We start from the raw sequence: 19925 nt of genomic DNA, 5'->3' as shown, positions 1-19925 counted from the left end.
CTGAATGAACAGATTGAAATTGTATGAAAAAAAAGGAAGATCGGACCGCCGAGACGGCAAAGAAACCACAGAATGCGCGCCAAAGTCCTGGTCAGCGACCTGTGCATGCGCCGCGCCAGATCCCGCCCATCACTTATCCTGAATCGCTTCCGGTCAGTGAGCGGCGGCATGAAATCGCCCGTGCGCTGCAGGAAAATCAGGTCATTATCGTCAGTGGCGAAACCGGTTCGGGTAAAACCACGCAGTTGCCCAAGATCTGTCTGGATGCAGGCCGAGGACGCACGCGCCTGATCGGCCATACCCAGCCGCGGCGGCTGGCCGCAACCTCGGTGGCCCGCCGTATTGCAGAAGAACTCAATACTCCACTGGGCGAACTGGTGGGTTACCAGATCCGGTTTAATGACCGCACCGGCCCGGATGCGGCCATCAAGCTGATGACAGATGGCATTTTACTGTCTGAGTCGCAAAAAGATCCGCTGCTGCGCAAGTACGATACGATTATTATCGACGAGGCCCACGAGCGCAGCCTGAACATCGATTTTCTGCTTGGCTTTTTGCGTGTGCTGTTGCCGCGCAGGCCCGATCTGAAACTGATCATCACCTCCGCGACGATTGACGCTGACCGCTTCGCCCGCCATTTTGCCGATGCCGCCGGGAAACCGGCTCCGGTCATTGAAGTGTCGGGCAGGCTGTTTCCGGTCGAAGTGCGCTACCGGCCGGTCCATTTTCTTGACGACGACGACCAGGCCAGGCCGGCAAAACAGGCGGCAGGCGATTCACGTCGTCTGGACCGCGATGGCGAGAAAGAGCTGGTTGACGGCATTGTGGCGGCGGTAGACGAATGCGCCGCGCATGGCGCCGGCGATATTCTGATCTTTCTGCCAGGAGAGCGCGAGATACGCGAAGCGGCCGAGGCCCTGCGCAAGCATCACCCACCCAGCACCCAGATATTGCCGCTTTTTGCCCGTATGTCGCAGCAAGAGCAAGAGCGCATTTTCCGCCCCGACACCAATCAGCGCCGGGTCATTCTGGCTACCAACGTGGCCGAAACATCGCTCACCGTGCCCGGCATCCGCTTTGTGGTCGATAGCGGTCTGGCCCGCGTCAAGCGGTACTCCTGGCGCAATAAAGTTGAACAACTGCAAATCGAACCCATCAGCCAGGCCTCTGCCAACCAGCGCGCCGGGCGTTGCGGCCGTGTGGGCCCGGGTGTCTGTATTCGGCTGTATGACGAAGAGGGCTTTGCACAACGCGCCAAGTTTACCGATCCCGAGATTTTGCGATCATCGCTAGCCGCAGTGATCCTGCGCATGAAAGCGTTGCGCATGAGTGATATCGAATCGTTCCCGTTCGTCGATCGGCCAGCAGGCAAGGCGGTGGCCGATGGCTATAACCAGTTGCAGGAACTGGGTGCCCTTGACGAACACAACGCCTTGACCACCATTGGCAAAACTTTGTCATTATTGCCGCTGGATCCGCGCATTGCGCGAATGATTCTGGCAGCAAACGATCAGCATTGCCTGCACGAAATATTGATCATTGCCTCTGCCTTGTCCATTCAGGATCCGCGAGATCGGCCCTTTAATGCGCGCGAGGCGAGTGAGCAGGCGCATGTGCGCTTTCGCGATAACAAGTCTGAGTTCATGTCCTATCTGAAACTGTGGAACTGGTATGAAGACGCCGTGCGCCACAAGGGATCACAGCGCAAGCTGGTCACGCAGCTGCGTGGTGAATTTCTCTCGCCGCTGCGCTTGCGCGAGTGGCATGATGTTCACACGCAACTGATGCAATTGGTGCGCGAACAGGGCTGGCGTGTCAACACGACCGAGGCGACTTTCGAGCAGGTGCACCGCGCGCTGCTGACCGGCTTACTGGGCAATATCGGCGTCAAAAGCGAGGAAAGCACTCAGTATCAGGGCGCGCGCGATATTCGCTTTGTGGTTCATCCCGGCTCGACGCTGGTCAAAAAAAGCGGCAAGTGGATCGTGGCAGCCGAGCTTGTGGAAACCACGCGCCTGTATGCACGATGCATTGCCAATGTCGACCCGCGCTGGATCGAGGCGGCCGGTACGCATCTGCTGAAAAAACACTGGTCCGATCCGACATTCAATCCGCGCCGCGGACAGGTGCTGGCCAATGAGCGTGCGACGCTGTACGGTCTGATGGTCTACAGCGGCCGCAAGGTCAATTACGGGCGCATCGAGCCGGGGGAGGCTCGCGAAATTTTTATCCGCCAGGCGCTGATCGATGGCCAGATGACCGCGACGCTGCCGTTTCTTGAGCATAATTCGAAGGTGATCCGGGAAATTGAAAAAATGGAGCATCAGGCCCGACGGCCGGATATTCTGATTGACGATGAACTGATTTTTGCCTTTTATGATAAGCAGATTCCAGCAGACGTATGCCAGGCGCAAACGCTTATCAACTGGTATGGCAAGCTGGACCAGGCAACGGCCAGGCAGTTGCTGCTGAACCGCGAAGACCTGATGCGTCACGAGGCATCGGGCATCACGTCCGATGTGTTTCCTAAGCGCACAGAATGGGAAGGCATGGCTTTGGCCCTGTCCTATCATTTCGAGCCGGGGTCGCCCAAAGACGGGGTGACCGCAACGATTCCGGTGTTTTTGCTCAACCAGGTGGATCAGGCTCAAAGCGAATGGCTGGTACCTGGCATGCTCAAGGAAAAAGTGCTGCATCTGCTCAAATCGCTGCCGCAGAAATTGCGGCGCCATTGCGTGCCTTTGCCTGATTATGCTCAGGGATTTTTCGAGCGCTGGTTTGCCACAGCTGCCGATCCGGACCGCTCGCTGCTGGTTGCGCTGGCCGATGACATTCGTGATGAACTGACGGTTCGCGTCTCTGCCAGCGACTTCAAGCCCGAAACCCTTCCGGCGCATTTGTTCATGAATTTCCGGGTCGTTGACGAGCACGGACGCATGTTGTCTGCCGGCCGCAATTTGAGCCAGCTCAAGGCCGAGCATGCGCCGGCTGCACAAGCGTCTTTTCAATCCATGGCAAGCCGCGACAAATCGGTGGCCCAGGTGGTCAGCCAGGACGATATTGTGGAGTGGAATTTCGGCCAGTTGCCCGAAATCATGGAGATCCGCAAGAAGAACGACGTATTCATCGGTTATCCGGCATTGGTTGATCTGGGACAAAGTTGCACTATCGACGTTTTCGATGATCCGGATATCGCTGCGCGCAAGCATCGCCAGGGGCTGCTGCGTCTGTTTCGCATCGCCATGAAAGACCAGTTGAAGCAATTGGCCAAATCCATTCCGGATCTCACTCGCATGGGCATGCTGGCGGTATCGCTCATGAATCAGGACAGCCTGCGCGATCAAATTGTACAAGCGGCGCTGGGCCAGGCCTGTCTGGGGCAGCCGCTGCCGACCAACGCAGAACAGTTCGAGACGCGCCGCCAGGATGCCAAGGGACGTGTAGGTTTGCTGATTCAGGAAGAAGCCCGACTTGCCATGGTCACACTCACTGAATGGGCGTCTTTGCAAAAGAAACTGGTGTCGGTGCGTTCGGTCAAGCCTTTGCACGATGATATCGTGGCCGGCATTAGCGCTTTCATGACCGAGCAGTTTCCGACAGCGCATGCGCACGCCAGACGCGTGCATTATCCGCGCTATCTGAAGGCGGCCTCGGCGCGCATCGACAAATACCGCAGCGATCCGGCACGCGATGCCCGCCTGATGCAGGAAATGGCGCCACTGCTACTGAATTATCAGCGCATGCGCAGCGCCCTCAAAGGCCAGGCCGACCCGCGGCTGGACGACTTTTTCTGGATGCTGCAGGAGCTGCGCGTGGCACTGTTCGCCCAGGAGCTGCGCACCCCTGTGCCGGTGTCGGTACGGCGTTTGCAAAAAGCCTGGGAAAGCCTTAATCGTTGATACAATAGCGTATGACTTCAGTAGATGCTTCTCCCACGTTTGTCCATTTGCGCACCCACTCGGAATTTTCCGTGGTGGATGGCACTGCGCGCATCAGCGAGCTGGTTGCCGCTGCCGCGGCCTATTCGCAACCGGCCATTGCGCTGACCGATTTATCCAACTTGTTTGGCCTGATCAAATTTTATAAATCGGCCAGAGCCAAGGGCATTAAGCCCATCGCCGGATGCGATGTGTGGCTGGCCAATGATCAGGATCGGGATAAGCCGTTTCGGGCGCTGTTGCTGGTGCAAAATCGGCAGGGTTACCTGGCGCTGTGCGAGTTGCTCTCGCGGGCCTGGACTGCCAATCAGTACAAGGGAAGGGCAGAGCTGCAGCGTGACTGGCTCGAAAATCAGTCGGGCCTGATTCTGCTTTCCGGTGGCATGGCTGGCGATGTGGGTCAGGCCTTGCTGGCTGGCCGGCCTGATCAGGCCGAATCGCTGGCGCGCCGCTGGGCCGCCTGGTTTCCGCGCTCGTATTTTATCGAATTGCAGCGCACCGGCCCGCAAGCGGACGAGCGCTACGTGCAACTGGCCATGCAGCTGGCGGCACGGCTGAACCTGCCTGTGGTCGCGACCCATCCGGTGCAGTTTACGCGGCCTGAAGATTTCCGCATGCACGAGGCGCGCGTCTGTATTTCTGATGGCGAGCTGCTGGGCAACAAATCGCGTACGCGCCGCTTTTCCGAAGACCAGTATGTGCTCAGTTCCGAGCAGATGATCAGCAAATTTTCTGATGTGCCTTCGGCCATTGCCAATACCGTTGAAATTGCCCGCCGCTGTTCCCTGACGCTGTCGCTGGGCAAGCCGCATCTGCCCGACTTTCCTACGCCTGACAATAGTTCGCTGGACGAGTATCTGGTCAAATTGTCCGAAGAAGGGCTGGAAACCCGTCTGGCGCAGTTGTATCCGGATGAACAGGAGCGGCAAAAGGCGCGACCGGCTTATCAGGATCGGCTCAAGCTCGAATGCAAAACTATCATCGGCATGGGATTTCCCGGCTATTTCCTGATTGTTGCCGACTTCATTAACTGGGGTAAGAACAACGGCGTACCCGTGGGGCCAGGCCGTGGCTCCGGCGCCGGCTCGCTGGTCGCGTATGCGCTTGGCATTACCGATCTGGATCCGTTGCGCTATGACTTGCTGTTCGAACGGTTCCTGAACCCCGAACGCGTATCCATGCCTGACTTCGACATTGACTTTTGCCAGGACAACCGCGAGAAGGTGATCGAATACGTCAAGGAAAAATACGGACGCAACGCGGTCAGTCAGATTGCCACTTTCGGTACGCTGGGGGCCAAGGCAGTTGTGCGCGACGTGGGCAGGGTGCTGGAGTTGCCTTATTCCCTATGCGATGGCCTGTCCAAACTGATTCCGTTCAACCCTGCCAATCCCTGGAGTCTGGCCAAGACGCTGGAAGAAGAGCCTGAATTTCGTCGTCGTTACGACAATGATGAAGAGGTCAAGGCGATTGTTGATCTGGCGCGACCGCTGGAAGGCCTGACCCGCAACGTCGGCATGCACGCCGGCGGCGTGCTGATTGCGCCCGGCAAGCTGACCGATTTTTGTCCGTTGTATTGCCAGCCTGGTAGCGATACCAGTGTGGTTTCCCAGTATGACAAAGATGATGTTGAGGCCGCAGGCCTGGTCAAGTTCGACTTTCTGGGATTGCGCAACCTGACGATTCTGGATTGGGCGGTGCGCTATGTTCGGCGCTTTAATCCGGCCCTGCGCGACTTTGACATCATGTCGCTGTCGCTGGACGATCCCGGGGCCTATCGCATTTTGTGCGAAGGCAATACCACAGCTGTCTTTCAGCTTGAGGGCCGGGGTATGAAAGAGCTGCTCAAAAAGCTGCTGCCCAATACGTTTGAAGATATTATTGCCGTGCTGGCGCTGTATCGTCCGGGTCCGCTGGAATCGGGCATGGTTGATGACTTCGTCAACCGCAAGCACGGACGCGCTGATGTCGATTATTTCCATCCCTCACTTGAGTCGACGTTGCGTAGCACCTATGGCGTCATTGTCTATCAGGAACAGGTGATGCTGATTTCCCAGATTGTAGGTGGCTACAGTCTGGGCGGCGCTGACCTGTTGCGTCGTGCCATGGGCAAGAAAAAAGCCGAGGAAATGGCTAAGCACCGAGAGCTGTTCGAAAAAGGCGCGGTGGAAAAAGGCTATGACGGTGCCCTGGCCGTGCGCCTGTTTGACTTGATGGAAAAATTCGCTGGTTATGGCTTTAACAAAAGTCACTCGGCGGCGTATGCGCTCATTTCCTATCAGACAGCCTGGCTCAAAGCGCATCATCCTGCTGAATTCATCGCCGCGACAATGTCTTCGGACATGGACGATACCGATAAGGTTCAGATTTTTTGGCGTGATGCACTGGACAATGGGGTTGCTGTGCTGCCGCCCGATGTGAATCAGTCGGTTTACCGTTTCGAGCCTGTAGAGGATGAGGCCATGCGCGCGGGCAAGCCACCGCGTACCATCCGGTTCGGCCTGGGCGCCGTCAAGGGCACGGGCCAGGGCGCCGTCGAGGAAATCCTGCGGGCTCGTGATGCCGGCGGACCGTTTCTGGACCTTTACGATTTTTGCAAGCGCGTCAATCGCCATACCGTCAATCGCCGCACCATGGAAGCGCTGATTCGTGCCGGTGCATTTGATGAGCTGGAACGCAATCGTGCGGCACTGCTGGCTGCCCTGACACGGGCCATCGATGCGGCCGACCAGGCCGATCGCAGTGCCGATCAGGTCTCTTTATTCGGCGACGATTCGGGCGCTATCGTGCAGGACCAGGTCGCGCGCGTTCCGCCTTGGAATCTGCATACAGAACTTATCGAAGAAAAGAATGCGCTTGGCTTTTATTTCAGTCATCATCTGTTTGATGTCTGGCGCGATGAGGTGCGGCGCTTTGCGCCGACCAAATTGTCGGGCATTAATGAATCGCGCGACGCCCAATGGGTGGCCGGGGTACTCATCGGCCAGCGCTTCTTTGTCAGCAACCGCAGGACGCCGGGCCAGCCCGAAGCCGATGATCGCTTATATTTCCTGCTGCTTGACGACGGTTCGGCGCAGGTAGAGATCATGTGTCCGGGCAGTGTGTATGAACTGAATCGACACATTCTGAAAACAGACAGCCTGGTCATTGCGCGAATCAAGGCCAAGGTCAATCGCTTCAATGGTGGTCTGCGCATCAGTGCGGACAGCCTGTATGACTTGCAAAAGGCGCGCGAAGAACGGGCACGCTGCCTGCAGATCGAAATTGCAGAAGGCATGTCGGTCAGTGCCCTCAAGTCTTTGTTGAATCCGTATCGCGCCGAGCCTGAGAACGGCATTCCGGGCGTGCGGGTGCAACTCAGTTATGTTGCCGCCCGCCAGGGATATAAATGCGATATCGAGCTGGGCGAGGAATGGCGCGTGCGCATGGCCGACAGCCTATTTGAGCGTTTGCGCGAACATGAACAGTCCCGTTCCGTAGAGGTAGCCTATCTGTGAATACGCCAGTCAATTCATCGGTTGCTGGAGACCGGTCGCAAGCATTGCAGGCGGCCCAGGCGCCAAATTCGCTTTGTGAGAAAACAACAAGGCCGCTACGGATTGTGCACTCGGAAGCGGCCGTGTCTTTTGGCGGGCAGGAACACCGTATCTTTAAGGAAATGCGTGCCATGCGCAAGCGTGGCCACCATATGGAGCTGATCTGCCGGCCAGAAGCGCAACTGGTGGCCCGCATGCGCGAAGAAGGATTTGTGGTGCACACGGTCCCGATGGGCGGCATCCCGAATTTTATCAAAGGGGTCAGCGCCATACGCCACATTCTGCGTGAAGGGCGGTTTGATGTGTTGAACACGCACAGCCGCAAGGATACCCTTATCGCGGCCCTGGCTGGCCGCCTTGCCGGTACACCGCTTATTGTGCGTACCCGGCATCTGGCCATCCCGATCGGATCACTGTTGTCATATACCTGGTTGCCGCATAAGGTGGCAACGGTCAGCAACCACGTACGACAAATGGTTCTGGACAAGGGGGTCTCCCCAGACAAGGTAGCCACGATCTATTCGCCGGTAGAGCCGCCTGCGCCGGTGGCGCACTCTACGCTGCGTGATGAACTCGGTCTAAGCGACTCGGCCATTGTCGTCATTTGCGTGGCGGTGATGCGGGAAAAAAAAGGCCATGTCTTTCTCATCGATAGCATGAAGGCGCTGTTTGAGCGTTATTCCGATCTGCATCTGGTGCTGGTGGGCGCCGGTTCGCCCACTTTTGAAAAGGTCCAGAAGCATATTGCCGATAGCGGTCTGCAAGAGCGCGTACACCTGTTGGGCTATCGCAAGGATGTGCCCAATCTGCTTGCGGGCAGCGACATTTTTGCGCTGGCCACAGAGCAGGAGGCTTCGGGCACGGTTTACGTGGAAGCCCAAATGAGTGGCCTGCCGGTGGTAGGCACGAATGTGGGCGGCGTCTGCGAGATGCTCAAAGATGGCGAAACCGGAATACTGGTGCCGTTGCATGATGCCCAAGCCCTGACCCTCGCGCTCGATAAGCTGATACAAAATCCGGCATTGCGCGAGAAGATGAGCCGCGCCGCACACAAATGGCTTTATGATGAAGCTGTGTTTTCCCCCGAAATGCTGGCGCTCAATACCGAAGCCGTTTATAGCAAATGGCTGGATGAAAAATCATGAAAGATAATGCCAAAAATGTACCGGTGCTCATGTATCACCATGTGCATCCGCTTAAAAGCCCGCTCAACGTGCAGCCCGATGTTTTCGAGCGTCAATTGGCTGCCTTGAAAGGCGCGGGCTATCGTTCACTGACCATCGAGCAGTTTGCCGATTATATGAACGGCACACCCGTGCCCGAAAAATCGGTGCTTATCACATTTGACGATGGTTATCTGAACAACTACACCTATGCTTATCCGCTGCTGAAAAAGTACGGCATGACGGGCGTTCTGTTTGTGGTCACGGGATGGGTGGGTGAAGGCGAGCCGCGGCCTACGACGGCCAATGCCGGCGTGGGCGAGCTGCCGGCCGCTTTTGTGCACGAAGAGTCCAAGCATCTTGTGGCCTCCGGTGAAACCGACAAGGTGATTTTGCGCTGGTCCGAATTGCAGGAGATGGATGCCAGCGGCATTATGCAAATCCATTCCCATACGCACACGCATACCCGTTGGGATAAGGTGGCCGCAAGTCGCGAAGAGAAAATCGAAAAAATCAGCGAAGAATTGGCCCTGTGTCGCGGGTTAATCGCCCAGCGGCTCAATAAGGAAGATGATTTCATCTGCTGGCCACAGGGCTATTTCGATGAAGATTACAAGCAGGCGGCACGGGAGCTGGGCTATCGTTATTTTTTCACCACCGATGCCTATGGCTTTAACAAGCCTGACGGCGACAGCGAAAATATTTTTCGCATTGCCGTGTCCAATCGTAGCGGAAAGTGGCTGCTTAACCGGCTGTTCTACGCCCGCGATACGCTGGCCGGCCGGCTTTACGGCAAGTTCAAGAAATGGAAAAAAATGCGCCGTGAAGCCAAAAAGCGGGCCCGCCAGGCCCAGGCCTGACAGACGCAATAGAAGAGCAGGTCAGGCGAGCTCTCACCGTTGTCCGGGCTATTGGCCGGACGAGGGCGCAATTACACCCAGCCGCGTAACCAATATACCAGCACACCCACGTATTCCTTAAGGATCGAACGGCTGCCGGCCAGGGCCCGTTCGTTGGGGATGAACAAAGAAAAATCCTTGTCGTCGGGCACCGTGATTTGCCCTGGATTGGGCGCTGCGGTCACCTCAAGATCGTATTTGCTGAATGCGGCCATGGAGCGGGGCATATGCAGCGCAGAAGTCACCAGCAGGATGGAGTGGATCTGGTGGTCCTTCAATTGCTGCACTGTCATTGCAGCATTTTCGTGTGTGGTGCGGCTCTCATTTTCCAGAATAATATCCTCGGCCGGCACGCCCAGTGTCTTCAGGCGCGCCGCCATGCCGCGGGCTTCACTGACGTCGCCCGACAATGCGCCGCCGGACACCAGGATGCGTGGCGCCTTCTGCTGGAAATAAAGTTCGGCGGCAGTATCAACCCGGGCAATCTTGGAATCAGGCTCCAGTGGTTCGAACCAATTGATGCGATTGTTGGCGGTCGCGCCACCCAATACCACGATTGCCTGCGCGGTTGGATACTGCTCGGCGGGATGATGCGGATAACTGTTCTCAAGAATACCGCCAAATACAATGGAAGTAATGGGCAGCGACCAGATCAGAACCCACAGTATGCCGGTAAAAATCAGCGACAAGCCGCTACGGGTAAAGCGAACCAGACATAGAACGAATCCGGCGACCATCAGGAAGATACATAAATTGAGGGGGATAACAAGATTGATCAGTGAGCTGAACATGGTTTAGTCGTTCCGCAATAATGGTTTCGCGGCCTCCAGTACGTCCGCGGCAGACGGCCAGTGCCCGTATCTCCCCAGCAATTGTGCATGGGATGTCCACGGACGAGTGCGTGCAGGATTGGTCACGCCGATCAGGGTCAGCTGTGGCGTTTTTGTTAATGCGGCCAGATGAGCCACACCCGAGTCGTTGCAAATGACCAGACGGCACTGCCGGAGCAACGCCACAAACGCGGCCAGATCCAGCGGGGGAATCACTGTAGCGCTCGGCGCATTGGCTTTTGCCTGGGCAACTTCGTGATGCGGCGGCGACATCACAACAGTATAACCTTGTGATTGCAACTGCCGGGTCAGGCTGTCAAAGTGGGGCCACACCTTGCTCTTGCCTTTGTGTTGGCCGGTAGCCGTCGGGGCGATCAGCACGGGGGTGTCCTGCACGCCCGCCTCGGACAAGGCGGTTTGCGCCGCTGCCATGGCCGGGGCCTGCGAGTCCAAAAAGAGATTGTCTGCCGCTTGTGGGGCTAGCGTATAACCCCACTGGGCAAATGCCTCACGAGTAAGCCAGTACCAGGATTGCACCGCATGCATGGGGTCGCGAGCCTTGGCAAAAGGCCATCTAAGAAGCAGCGAGCGGCCGTCGTCCCGATAGCCTGCGCATGGCAGGCCGGCCAGTCGAAAAGCCAGTGCACTGGTAAGCGAGTCGGGCAACAGCAGCCCGACACTGCGTCCGGCGCAGGGATGACTGCGGCGGTGCGCTTTGATACGTTGTCGATCCTCCCGCCAGTGGCCGCTGAGGGGCACAAACTGCAGGTTCGGCAAGTCCGCAAGCAATGCCTGGGCCCACGGCTTGCCGCAGGCCACAACGTTCAGACCGCTGGCCGCAGCTGCCTGGACCGCCGGCCGGGACATGCAAACATCACCGATCCAGTTTGGCAGCCGAATATAAACGCGCTCTAGGTTTTTCATGCTCAGGATTTTAGCGTGGATTTCATGTCGCTGCGGCAAACTTCTCCCGGTGATCGTGCCAAACAGACACGCAAGCCGGCGCTAAACCGGTAAAATCCCCGGGATGAACAGTAACAAAATGACAGTATAAGGTACCAAGATTGGATAACTCTTTCACAAGTGGCAGCCGCCAGACGGTGTTTCGACGGATTTACGCCAGGGTAGGCGACTACTGGCATGCACTGATTGCGGCGCTGGTTCTCGTATCCGTGGCGGCCGTCACGCAACCGGCGCTGGCCTACATCATGAAACCGTTGCTCGACGAGGGCTTCAATGGGGCCAAACCGCATTACATCTGGTCTATTCCGCTAACTGTCGTGGGCTTGTTCCTGGTCCGCGGCATCCTCAATTTTCTGAGCGACTACCTATTGGCGTGGATCGCCAATAACATGTTGCTGGGTATCCGCAATGACATGTTTGAAAAGCTGCTGGGTATGCCCGATGGTGAATTCCAGAAGGGCGACACCGGCAGGCTGATGAACCGGTTCACGATCGACGCCGGCAATATTACCGACTATGCCACCGAGGTCTGTATTATCCTGGTGCGCGATGGTGCCGTTGTCATTGCCCTGCTGGCCATGTTGCTTTATCTGTCCTGGCAGTTGACGCTGATTATCTTTATTATCATGCCCATTTCTGTCATTACAACGCGAATATTCGTCAAGCGACTGCGTCGCATCAATATGAAAACGGTGGACATCAATGCCGAGCTGACGCGGGTTGTCAAAGAGTCCATCGAAGGCCAACGCGTTGTTAAATTGTTCAATGGATACAAATTCGAGCGTGAACGGTTTCTGTCGGTCAATGGCGGGCTGCGCAGGTTCGCCATGCGTTCGGCCATTGCCAGTGCCGCCATGACACCCATTACCCAGCTTAGTATCGCGGTTGCGGTGGGCGTTGTCATTGCTACGGCGTTATACCAGGGCAGCACCGGTGCGCTTACTGTTGGTTCATTTGCGGCATTCCTGACAGCGCTGGCCCAGATCTTTGATCCGGTAAAGCGCCTGACCAATGTGGCGGCAAGGATGCAGAAAATGCTGGTGGCGGCCGACAGCGTTTTTACGCTGATCGACAGCCGCCAGGAAAACGACACCGGTAAAAAAATCCTGGACTCCGACAAATTGGGTAGCATCACGTTTGAAAACGTGAGCTTTCGTTTCCCAGATGCTGCCAGCGACACCCTGAGCGACATCTCCTTTACGGTCAAGCGCGGTGAAACCATTGCGTTCGTCGGTCGTTCCGGTAGCGGAAAAACCACCCTGGTCAATATGATCCCGCGGTTTGTCGATCCGGTCGGCGGACATATCACGATAGACGGCACAAATATTGCTGATTACACACTGCAGAGCCTGCGTTCGCAATTGTCGCTGGTAAGCCAAAGTGTGGTGCTGTTTGAAGGCACCATGGCCCAGAACGTGGCCTACGGTTTTTTTGGTGATACCAACGAGGATCGCATCCGGCAAGCGCTGGCTTCGGCCAACCTGCTCGATTATGTCAACTCGCTGCCGCAGGGGCTGGAAACCCCCATAGGCGAGAATGGCGCCTGGCTCTCGGGCGGGCAACGCCAGCGTCTGGCCATTGCTCGCGCCCTCATCAAGAACGCACCCATCCTGATTCTGGACGAAGCCACATCGGCACTGGATAACGAGTCCGAAAGACAGGTTCAGGCGTCACTGGAAACGCTGATGCAGGGACGTACGACGTTTGTCATTGCTCATCGCCTTTCCACTGTGCAGAACGCGGATCGCATTCTTGTTCTGGATAAGGGCCGCATCGTCGAACAGGGAAATCATGCCGAGCTCTTGAAAAATAGCGGATTGTACGCATCTTTATATAACATGCAGTTTCGTGACAGCTGATGGCGTGTGAATAGCCGTGCAGCCTCGCGTACAATACTGATTCCACTACCAATATTTGTATTTGAGATATATTATGACCCAATCCTCTCCCAGCCAGGGCGCTTTCTGGGGATACGAACATCCCGAGGTTAAAGGGCCCAACGCATTGATGTTTTTTACCTGGGATCTGTCAAAAACCATCGAACAGGCGTTCAAGGACGCGAACGATGACAATATCAATGAATTTCTGGACACCGCCCAGACTTCAATTGATGCGCTGTTGCAGAAGTACATTGAAATTGAAGCAGATCCGGCCACATTCGATGGCCAGAGTATTCGCTTGCGCTTTGAACAGAGCGAAGAGAGCAATACACCGTTAATTGCGCTTGAAACATCGCCTCATCTGGAGGATCGCATTATCAAGATGCAGGCCCGGGTGCAGCCAGGCCACAGCTAAAATCTGTCGTCGCCGGTCCTGATCAGATCAGGACAATATCGTACATTTCCTGGGAGTACCGGTTATCCACTTCAAGGGTAACCGGCTTGCCGATGAAATCCCCCAGCGTGGCCAGATACTGGCTCTCTTCCTCCAAAAACAGATCAATCACCCCCTGTGATGCAATAAGCCGGAATTCCCGGGGGTTAAATTGTCTGGCTTCCCGCAAAATTTCGCGCAATATGTTGTAGCACATAGTCTGTGGCGTCTGGATCCGGCCCCGCGAATCGCAAGTGGGGCAGGGCTCGCACAGTTGATGCGACAGCGAGTCGCGTGTGCGCTTGCGCGTCATTTCCACCAGTCCAAGTGGTGAAAATCCGTTGGTGGTGGTTTTTGTGCGGTCGCGGCTCAGGGCTTTTTGCAATTCGGACAACACTGCCTCCTGGTGGTCCTTATTATCCATGTCGATGAAATCGATAATGATAATGCCCCCCAGATTGCGGATGCGAAGTTGGCGTGCGATAGCGTGGGCCGCTTCCAGATTGGTCTTGAAAATCGTGTCGTGAAAACTGCGGCCGCCGACAAAGCCGCCCGTGTTAACGTCAATACTGGTCAGCGCTTCAGTCTGGTCAATGATCAGATAGCCGCCCGATTTCAACTCCACCCGACGCGATAGCGCAGACTTGATTTCTTCGTCGACATTGGCCGTATCGAACAGCGGCCGTTCGCCATGATAGTGGCTGATTTTATTGGAAATGCCGGGCGTGTATATGTCGGCCCAGGTCTGCAGGGTCTGCACTGTGACGCGAGAATCAATTTCTATCGACTCGGTTTCGGGGCTGACCATATCGCGCAACACCCGCTGCGCCAGGGTCAGGTCTTCGTAAAGCAACGAGGGCGCCGCCTGCGTCATTACCGCAGCCTGGATCATGGACCAGCGGCGGGCCAGATATTCCTGGTCGCGCCGGATTTCGTCGTCGCTGGCGCCTTCGGCCTGGGTGCGAATGATATATCCGCCTTTTTCAGTCGCAGGCATGTGCGCGGCCACCCGCTCTTTCAGACTATTGCGCTCTGCTTCAGATTCAATTTTCTGCGAAATGCCAATATGATTGTCGTAGGGCAAATACACCAGCATGCGCCCGGCAATGCTGATCTGGTTCGACAGCCGTGCCCCCTTGTTGCCCAGCGGGTCCTTGATGACCTGCACCAGTAGCGTTTGCCCCTCAAACAGCAGCTTTTCAATTTGCGTATAAGGGATGCCGGTATTGCGCACAGCGCGATTTTCGCGCAGGTCTGCAATGTGGATGAATGCTGCGCGTTCCAGTCCGATGTCGACGAAAGCGCTCTGCATGCCCGGCAATACGCGCACGACACGACCCAGATAAATATTGCCGACCTTGCCGCGTTGCCGTGTGCGCTCAAGATGAATCTCCTGAACGACGCCGTGCTCTATCAGGGCAACGCGGGTTTCAAACGGTGTTACGTTGATCAGAATGTGTCCACTCATATTATTTTCGTCTGCTACGGTTTCGTGGTTGGTCCTGTCAGCTTAGCATGAGATGTCTGCGCAAAGCGATGGGCAGCATACAGGGGTTCGTGATAAACAGTATCATAATGCATTGGATCAGGTTCATATTTCAGAGAAGGACAAGTGTCGTGAGTGATAGCAACATAAAAACGGACAACGGGCAACAATCGGAGCAGGCGACGCATCCGGATGACAGCGGTTATATTTCCACCCGGATTCGCCAGCGTATTCGCCAGGCTGGTGCCCGCTTTCATGCCAATGACAATATCGCCCGTTTCATCGAGCCTGGCGAACTTGAGCTGCTGCAGCAGGAAGTGCAAGAGAAAATGCAGGCAGTGCTCTCCAGTCTGGTCATCGATACCGATAGCGATCACAACACTAATGAAACCGCCAAACGGGTGGCAAAAATGTATTTGCGTGAGGTTTTCGTTGGCCGTTATACCGAAGCGCCGCAAGTGACTGAGTTTCCCAACATTGAAAAGCTCAACGAGCTGATGATTGTCGGACCGATACAGGTGCGCAGCGCCTGCTCTCATCACTTGTGCCCGATTATGGGCAAGGTCTGGATCGGCATCATGCCCAACGAGCATTCCAATCTCATTGGCCTGTCGAAATATGCAAGATTGGTTGCGTGGCTGATGGAACGTCCGCAAATTCAGGAAGAGGCCGTCAAGCACATCGCTGATCTGCTTATGAAGAAAATGAACCCGGACGGCCTGGCAGTGGTTATGGACGCAGATCACTTTTGCATGCAGTGGCGTGGCGTCAGGGATATGGAATCGCGTATGATCAATAGTGTCATGCGCGGTTCCTTCCTGAATGATTCGGACCTGCGCCGCGAGTTTTTATCTCTGATCAGAGCACGGTAACATGACATGTCGACGGCGGCGATAATAGTTTGCCTGACGCAACACAAGTGCAAGTGCGGTCGCGATTTTTTATAAATAGTAATCATTCTTATTTACATTTGTGTCTCCAGGAATTAAAGTACAACCTTTTCTTGAAGGGAAGTACCGAAATGACGCGCTATCGTTCAATACTGGGTCTGGTTGTGGCAGGGGTGTTTGTCCCGGCGGTGATAGCGGCACCCGTTGATTCTCCCGCGACTCTGGAACCAATTGTGGTCAGCGCTTCGGGCTCGTCCCAGAATGTGAGCGATGCGCCCGCCAGTGTCACTGTCATTGATCGGCAAGAGCTGGATCACATGCCGGTGAACAATCTGACTGATGCCATCCGTGATATTCCCGGCGTGAGTGTCATTGGCAGCAACCCGAGCAAATCCGATATTTCGATTCGTGGCCTCTCGGGCGACTATACATTGCTGTTGGTCAATGGCAGACGCCAGAATACGCGTGAGTCCCGTCCCAATGGCAGTGGTGGGTTCGAAGCGGGCTTTATGCCACCCCTGGCGGCCATCGAACGCATCGAGGTGGTGCGCGGTCCGATGTCTTCTCTCTATGGTTCGGACGCCATGGGGGGTATTGTCAACGTGATTACCAAGGACTTTACGCCGGAATGGACGGGGAGCTTGTCAGCAGGCGGCATCCTGCAGGAAAGCAGTGACGCGGGTAATACTGCCAATAGCAGCTTTTTCCTGTCCGGGCCCCTTGTTGACAACAAACTCGGCATTCAGATATATGGCGGGGGCAATTTTCGTCAAGAGGACAGTATTGTCGGCGGCTTCAATCGGCATGAAGATAAGAATATTGTGACGCGCCTGGCCTGGCTGCCCACGGAAAACCAGCGAGTAATGCTGGAAGCCGGGCGGTCGGTACAAAAGCGACGCAGCACGCCGGGCGAGTCTATTGCGGCCTACACCGCCCGTGGCACGTCCATCAAGGCCAATACTCGGGATGATACCATCGGCAGTCGGAATCACTGGTCGCTCACGCATACCGGAGATTGGGACTTGATGACATCTGAGCTCAGTGTGTATCAGGAAAATGCCAAGCGTGAAGTCATGACTGATGGAACCTATGACAGTCGCAAGCCGGAAATTACTCAAACGATATTTGATGCTCGTTTCGTGCTGCCATTCTCTATTCATAAATTAACGTTTGGCGGCCAGTATCAGCGGGGTCGTCTCAAGGACGATAGTGCAACAGGACTGAACCAGACAACGCCCGGCACCATTAACATGAACCAGTATGCGCTGTTTGTGGAAGATGAAATTGCGCTGCGTCATAATCTGGCGCTTACGCTGGGCGCGCGCATGGACGACCATGAACTTTATGGTGTGCACTGGAGCCCGCGAGCTTACCTGGTCTATCATCCGAATGACAGATTCACCATCAGGGGTGGCATCTCAAAAGGCTTTCGCACACCAGGGCTGCGCGAATTGTCGCCCAACTACGGCACGGCGACCGAAGGGGGGCGCGGTATTATTTACGGGAACCCCGACCTGAAGCCGGAAACCAGTACGAGCCAGGAAATCGGATTCGAGTACCGTGATCCCGTGGGCTACCATGCTTCTGTCACGCTATTTAATACCGACTTTCGCGACAAATTGACCAGTTACTCCACGGGTGACACCGATCCGCGCAGCGGCCTGAACAATTATGTCTACGCCAATGTCGGCAAGGCCAATATCAAGGGTATCGAGCTGTCTGCTGGAATGCCGCTTGCAACCGGGCTAAAGTTGCAGTTGAATTACACTTACCTAGATTCGAAGCGCAAAAGCGACGATGAAACGTATACCTCTGGCCAGTCCCTGAAGGGTCAACCGCTGGAAATGACGCCCAGACATAGCGCAAGCGCCAAGCTGTCATGGCAGGCTAACGACAAACTGGATCTATATGCGAAGGCCAGCTATACCGGCAAACAGGCATGGGCCAATCAGCGGAATGGGTTCGGCGGCCAGGGAGGGACCCGTTATCGCAGCGGTTTCGTCACCGGTGATCTGGGTGGTAACTACCAGATTAATAAAAATCTGGCGGTTGGCTTCGCAGTGCTCAATATTGGCAATCAGCGTATGTACGGAATCGACACTGCAGGCAACTGGGCAATTGAAGATGGTCGTCGCTATTGGCTCAATTTGAATATGACATATTAAGTTCATGATAATCACGAATCTGATACGATCATTGGCAACCCGTTATTTGCGTACGTGTTCGTTCCTGTGCCGGGCCGGCGTCATTGCCTGGCTTGCCACCTCCGGTGCACAGGCCCAGCCGGTTCAAACCATACCCGACATATTGCCCATGGCACATAAAATATACAGTGTCAGTCATCAGGACATGGACTGGCAGAAGCGTCATTACCGCATTTTTGTTGCGGTTCCACATAGCCCGCAGGATCGGCAAGCGCCCGTATCGACGCTTTATATTCTGGACGGAAATGCGCAATTTCCGCTAGCAGTGAACGCGGTCTATGATTACTGGGCCAAATTGTCTGTCAAGCAATCCCAAGCAACATCATTACCGCTGATTGTGGGGCTGGGCTATCCCGAAGAAAAAGCATATCCGCTGCAGGCGCGCGAGCGCGACTACACCTACGCCGCGCCCGGTGAGCGATTTGCCAGAGGTGGCGGCGCCGCAGATTTTTACGAATTTGTGCAGGGCGCGGTCATGCCTTACATAAAGACGCAGCACCCAGCTGATCCCGGCAAACAGATTCTCGCTGGTCATTCTTTTGGCGGACTGTTTGCGTTATACGTCCTATTAAATCATCAGGATGCCTTTGATCAGTACGTGATAGGCAGTCCTTCATTGTGGTGGGGAAATGGCGCAATCGTTACCAATGCGACCTTGTTACCCGGGCAGGACCCAAACAGCGAAAATGCTACGGCAGCGCTTGCGGAACAGACCACATCCAACGGTGATGGGCCGGGCGGTCGATTTGTGACGATTCTGCAGGGAGAATACGAGGAAAATCCCGAAGCAGATCCCGACATGAAACCCGAGCGATTGGCGCGCATGAAGCAGCGGCGCTCTCCCGTCAACGCCCGTAAGCTGGATGCGTGGTTGCAACAGCGTGGTTTGGATAGCGATTTCATGCTGGTAGAAAAAAGCGGTCACGGCGGCGTCATCCCGGCAGTGATCCATGCTGCTGTTAGCGCCGCACTGAAAAATCGTGAGCAATAAGAACGAAGAAGGTGCGATGGCTGAAGCGACCGGGGGCAGTACCTCTGTTGATTATCTTCGCATTATTGACTGGAAAAATCGACTGGAAAAATTGCAACGGTTGAGCAAAACGTGAGCACCGGCCGTACGCGTCTGCACATCGGCGCTATCAGATGACAGAATAAGCCTTACCCAGAGTGGTAGAACTTAGCGCGAAGGGAGCAGATTGAGTTTAGGAGATTGAGAGGTAGGTCGACTGTGGTATGGGGGTCGTGAAAGATAGCATGCTATTAGATAGGATAGTAGGAGACAGAAGGGTAGTAATAGAAGGGTAGTAATAGGGGGTAGTAATAGAAGGGTAGTAATAGAAGGGTAGTAATAGAAGGGTAGTAATAGAAGGGTAGTAATAGAAGGGTAGTAATAGAAGGGTAGTGAACTAGCTCCTGGTTGCCAAAGGCAAGTCCAGCAATAGTGTTTTGAGCGCAGACATTGTCGTTTTTGGACTAAACCCCACATGGATTCTGACCAACAGCGCCCGAGAGCGTGGCGAGCAGGGCATAGTTAGCGCAGTTTTGCCGAAAAAAACGGTGAGAAACCGCTGCCTGCGTTATTGCGATTGAGCGGTGATGTTGCATTTTTGTCGCAAAAAACGGACATCATTGGGGGGCGCGTAAAAAGAATAAGAAATGTCGCAAAAAAGCGAATCTGAATCAAATCATGCGCTTAGGGTAAT

At 55.4% G+C, this 19925-nt stretch carries 13 protein-coding genes; 10 read left to right on the top strand and 3 right to left on the bottom strand.

Annotated elements, in window-relative coordinates:
* Nucleotides 1-23 precede the first annotated feature (23 nt).
* From hrpA to CAP48_RS13915, 4 genes are read left to right on the top strand one after another with little or no spacing between them, the layout of a single operon-like run.
* Nucleotides 24-3899: an ATP-dependent RNA helicase HrpA gene (gene hrpA, locus CAP48_RS13930; protein WP_100697753.1), complete on the top strand. Its 3876-nt coding sequence runs from the start codon at nt 24-26 to the stop codon at nt 3897-3899.
* An 11-nt stretch (nt 3900-3910) separates the two neighbouring features.
* Nucleotides 3911-7435 (top strand): DNA polymerase III subunit alpha, encoded by a 3525-nt coding sequence (gene dnaE, locus CAP48_RS13925; protein WP_100697751.1) that lies wholly within the window; start codon nt 3911-3913, stop codon nt 7433-7435.
* 44 nt (nt 7436-7479) lie between these two features.
* Nucleotides 7480-8619: a glycosyltransferase family 4 protein gene (locus tag CAP48_RS13920; RefSeq protein WP_100698615.1), complete on the top strand. Its 1140-nt coding sequence runs from the start codon at nt 7480-7482 to the stop codon at nt 8617-8619.
* Nucleotides 8616-9497 (top strand): polysaccharide deacetylase family protein, encoded by an 882-nt coding sequence (locus CAP48_RS13915; protein WP_100697749.1) that lies wholly within the window; start codon nt 8616-8618, stop codon nt 9495-9497. The genes CAP48_RS13920 and CAP48_RS13915 overlap by 4 nt, the downstream gene beginning before the upstream one ends.
* Nucleotides 9498-9568: 71 nt before the next feature.
* On the opposite strand, the gene CAP48_RS13910 is transcribed toward CAP48_RS13915, so the two are convergent.
* Complete coding sequence (locus tag CAP48_RS13910; RefSeq protein ID WP_100697747.1) at nt 9569-10327, bottom strand: YdcF family protein; 759 nt, start codon at nt 10325-10327, stop codon at nt 9569-9571.
* 3 nt (nt 10328-10330) lie between these two features.
* Entirely contained in the window at nt 10331-11290 is a 960-nt protein-coding gene (locus tag CAP48_RS13905; protein WP_100697745.1) for a glycosyltransferase family 9 protein, read from the bottom strand.
* Nucleotides 11291-11430: 140 nt separating this feature from the next.
* Between CAP48_RS13905 and msbA the strand changes: the two genes are divergently transcribed.
* Both msbA and CAP48_RS13895 read left to right on the top strand, forming a co-directional pair.
* Nucleotides 11431-13188 (top strand): lipid A export permease/ATP-binding protein MsbA, encoded by a 1758-nt coding sequence (gene msbA, locus CAP48_RS13900; RefSeq protein WP_100697743.1) that lies wholly within the window; start codon nt 11431-11433, stop codon nt 13186-13188.
* A 73-nt stretch (nt 13189-13261) separates the two neighbouring features.
* On the top strand, nt 13262-13624 hold the full coding sequence (locus tag CAP48_RS13895) for a hypothetical protein (RefSeq protein WP_100697741.1): 363 nt from the start codon (nt 13262-13264) through the stop codon (nt 13622-13624).
* A 22-nt stretch (nt 13625-13646) separates the two neighbouring features.
* Here the strand turns inward: CAP48_RS13895 and rng are convergent, their stop codons facing one another.
* Nucleotides 13647-15110, bottom strand: a complete 1464-nt coding sequence (gene rng, locus CAP48_RS13890) for a ribonuclease G (protein WP_100697739.1) — start codon at nt 15108-15110, stop codon at nt 13647-13649.
* A 164-nt stretch (nt 15111-15274) separates the two neighbouring features.
* Between rng and folE the strand changes: the two genes are divergently transcribed.
* From folE to CAP48_RS20555, 4 genes are all read left to right on the top strand, one after another.
* A complete protein-coding gene (folE, locus tag CAP48_RS13885) occupies nt 15275-16000 on the top strand; it encodes a GTP cyclohydrolase I (RefSeq protein WP_192871348.1) in 726 nt (241 codons plus the stop codon).
* A gap of 149 nt (nt 16001-16149) precedes the next feature.
* Nucleotides 16150-18183, top strand: a complete 2034-nt coding sequence (locus CAP48_RS13880; RefSeq protein WP_100697735.1) for a TonB-dependent receptor domain-containing protein — start codon at nt 16150-16152, stop codon at nt 18181-18183.
* 4 nt (nt 18184-18187) lie between these two features.
* The gene (locus CAP48_RS13875) at nt 18188-19213 is read left to right on the top strand and encodes an alpha/beta hydrolase (RefSeq protein WP_100697733.1); all 1026 of its coding nucleotides are present in this window, start codon (nt 18188-18190) and stop codon (nt 19211-19213) included.
* The gene (locus tag CAP48_RS20555) at nt 19203-19328 is read left to right on the top strand and encodes a hypothetical protein (protein ID WP_255411712.1); all 126 of its coding nucleotides are present in this window, start codon (nt 19203-19205) and stop codon (nt 19326-19328) included. Before CAP48_RS13875 ends, CAP48_RS20555 begins: the two co-directional genes overlap by 11 nt.
* Nucleotides 19329-19925 lie beyond the last annotated feature (597 nt).

It is taken from the genome of Advenella sp. S44 (assembly GCF_002810445.1).
Taxonomy (GTDB): Bacteria; Pseudomonadota; Gammaproteobacteria; order Burkholderiales; family Burkholderiaceae_B; genus Advenella.
The sequence above is the reverse complement of the archived record's forward strand: the minus strand, read 5'-3'. Positions and strand labels throughout refer to the sequence as shown.

Excerpts from the sequence above, each read along its gene's own strand:
- CAP48_RS13905 (WP_100697745.1), bottom strand. The coding sequence starts at position 11,290 with ATGAAAAACCTAGAGCGCGTTTATATTCGGCTGCCAAACTGGATCGGT.
- dnaE (WP_100697751.1), top strand. The coding sequence starts at position 3,911 with ATGACTTCAGTAGATGCTTCTCCCACGTTTGTCCATTTGCGCACCCAC.
- hrpA (WP_100697753.1), top strand. The coding sequence starts at position 24 with ATGAAAAAAAAGGAAGATCGGACCGCCGAGACGGCAAAGAAACCACAG.
- CAP48_RS13895 (WP_100697741.1), top strand. The coding sequence starts at position 13,262 with ATGACCCAATCCTCTCCCAGCCAGGGCGCTTTCTGGGGATACGAACAT.
- CAP48_RS13915 (WP_100697749.1), top strand. The coding sequence starts at position 8,616 with ATGAAAGATAATGCCAAAAATGTACCGGTGCTCATGTATCACCATGTG.
- CAP48_RS13875 (WP_100697733.1), top strand. The coding sequence starts at position 18,188 with ATGATAATCACGAATCTGATACGATCATTGGCAACCCGTTATTTGCGT.
- CAP48_RS13880 (WP_100697735.1), top strand. The coding sequence starts at position 16,150 with ATGACGCGCTATCGTTCAATACTGGGTCTGGTTGTGGCAGGGGTGTTT.
- rng (WP_100697739.1), bottom strand. The coding sequence starts at position 15,110 with ATGAGTGGACACATTCTGATCAACGTAACACCGTTTGAAACCCGCGTT.
- CAP48_RS13910 (WP_100697747.1), bottom strand. The coding sequence starts at position 10,327 with ATGTTCAGCTCACTGATCAATCTTGTTATCCCCCTCAATTTATGTATC.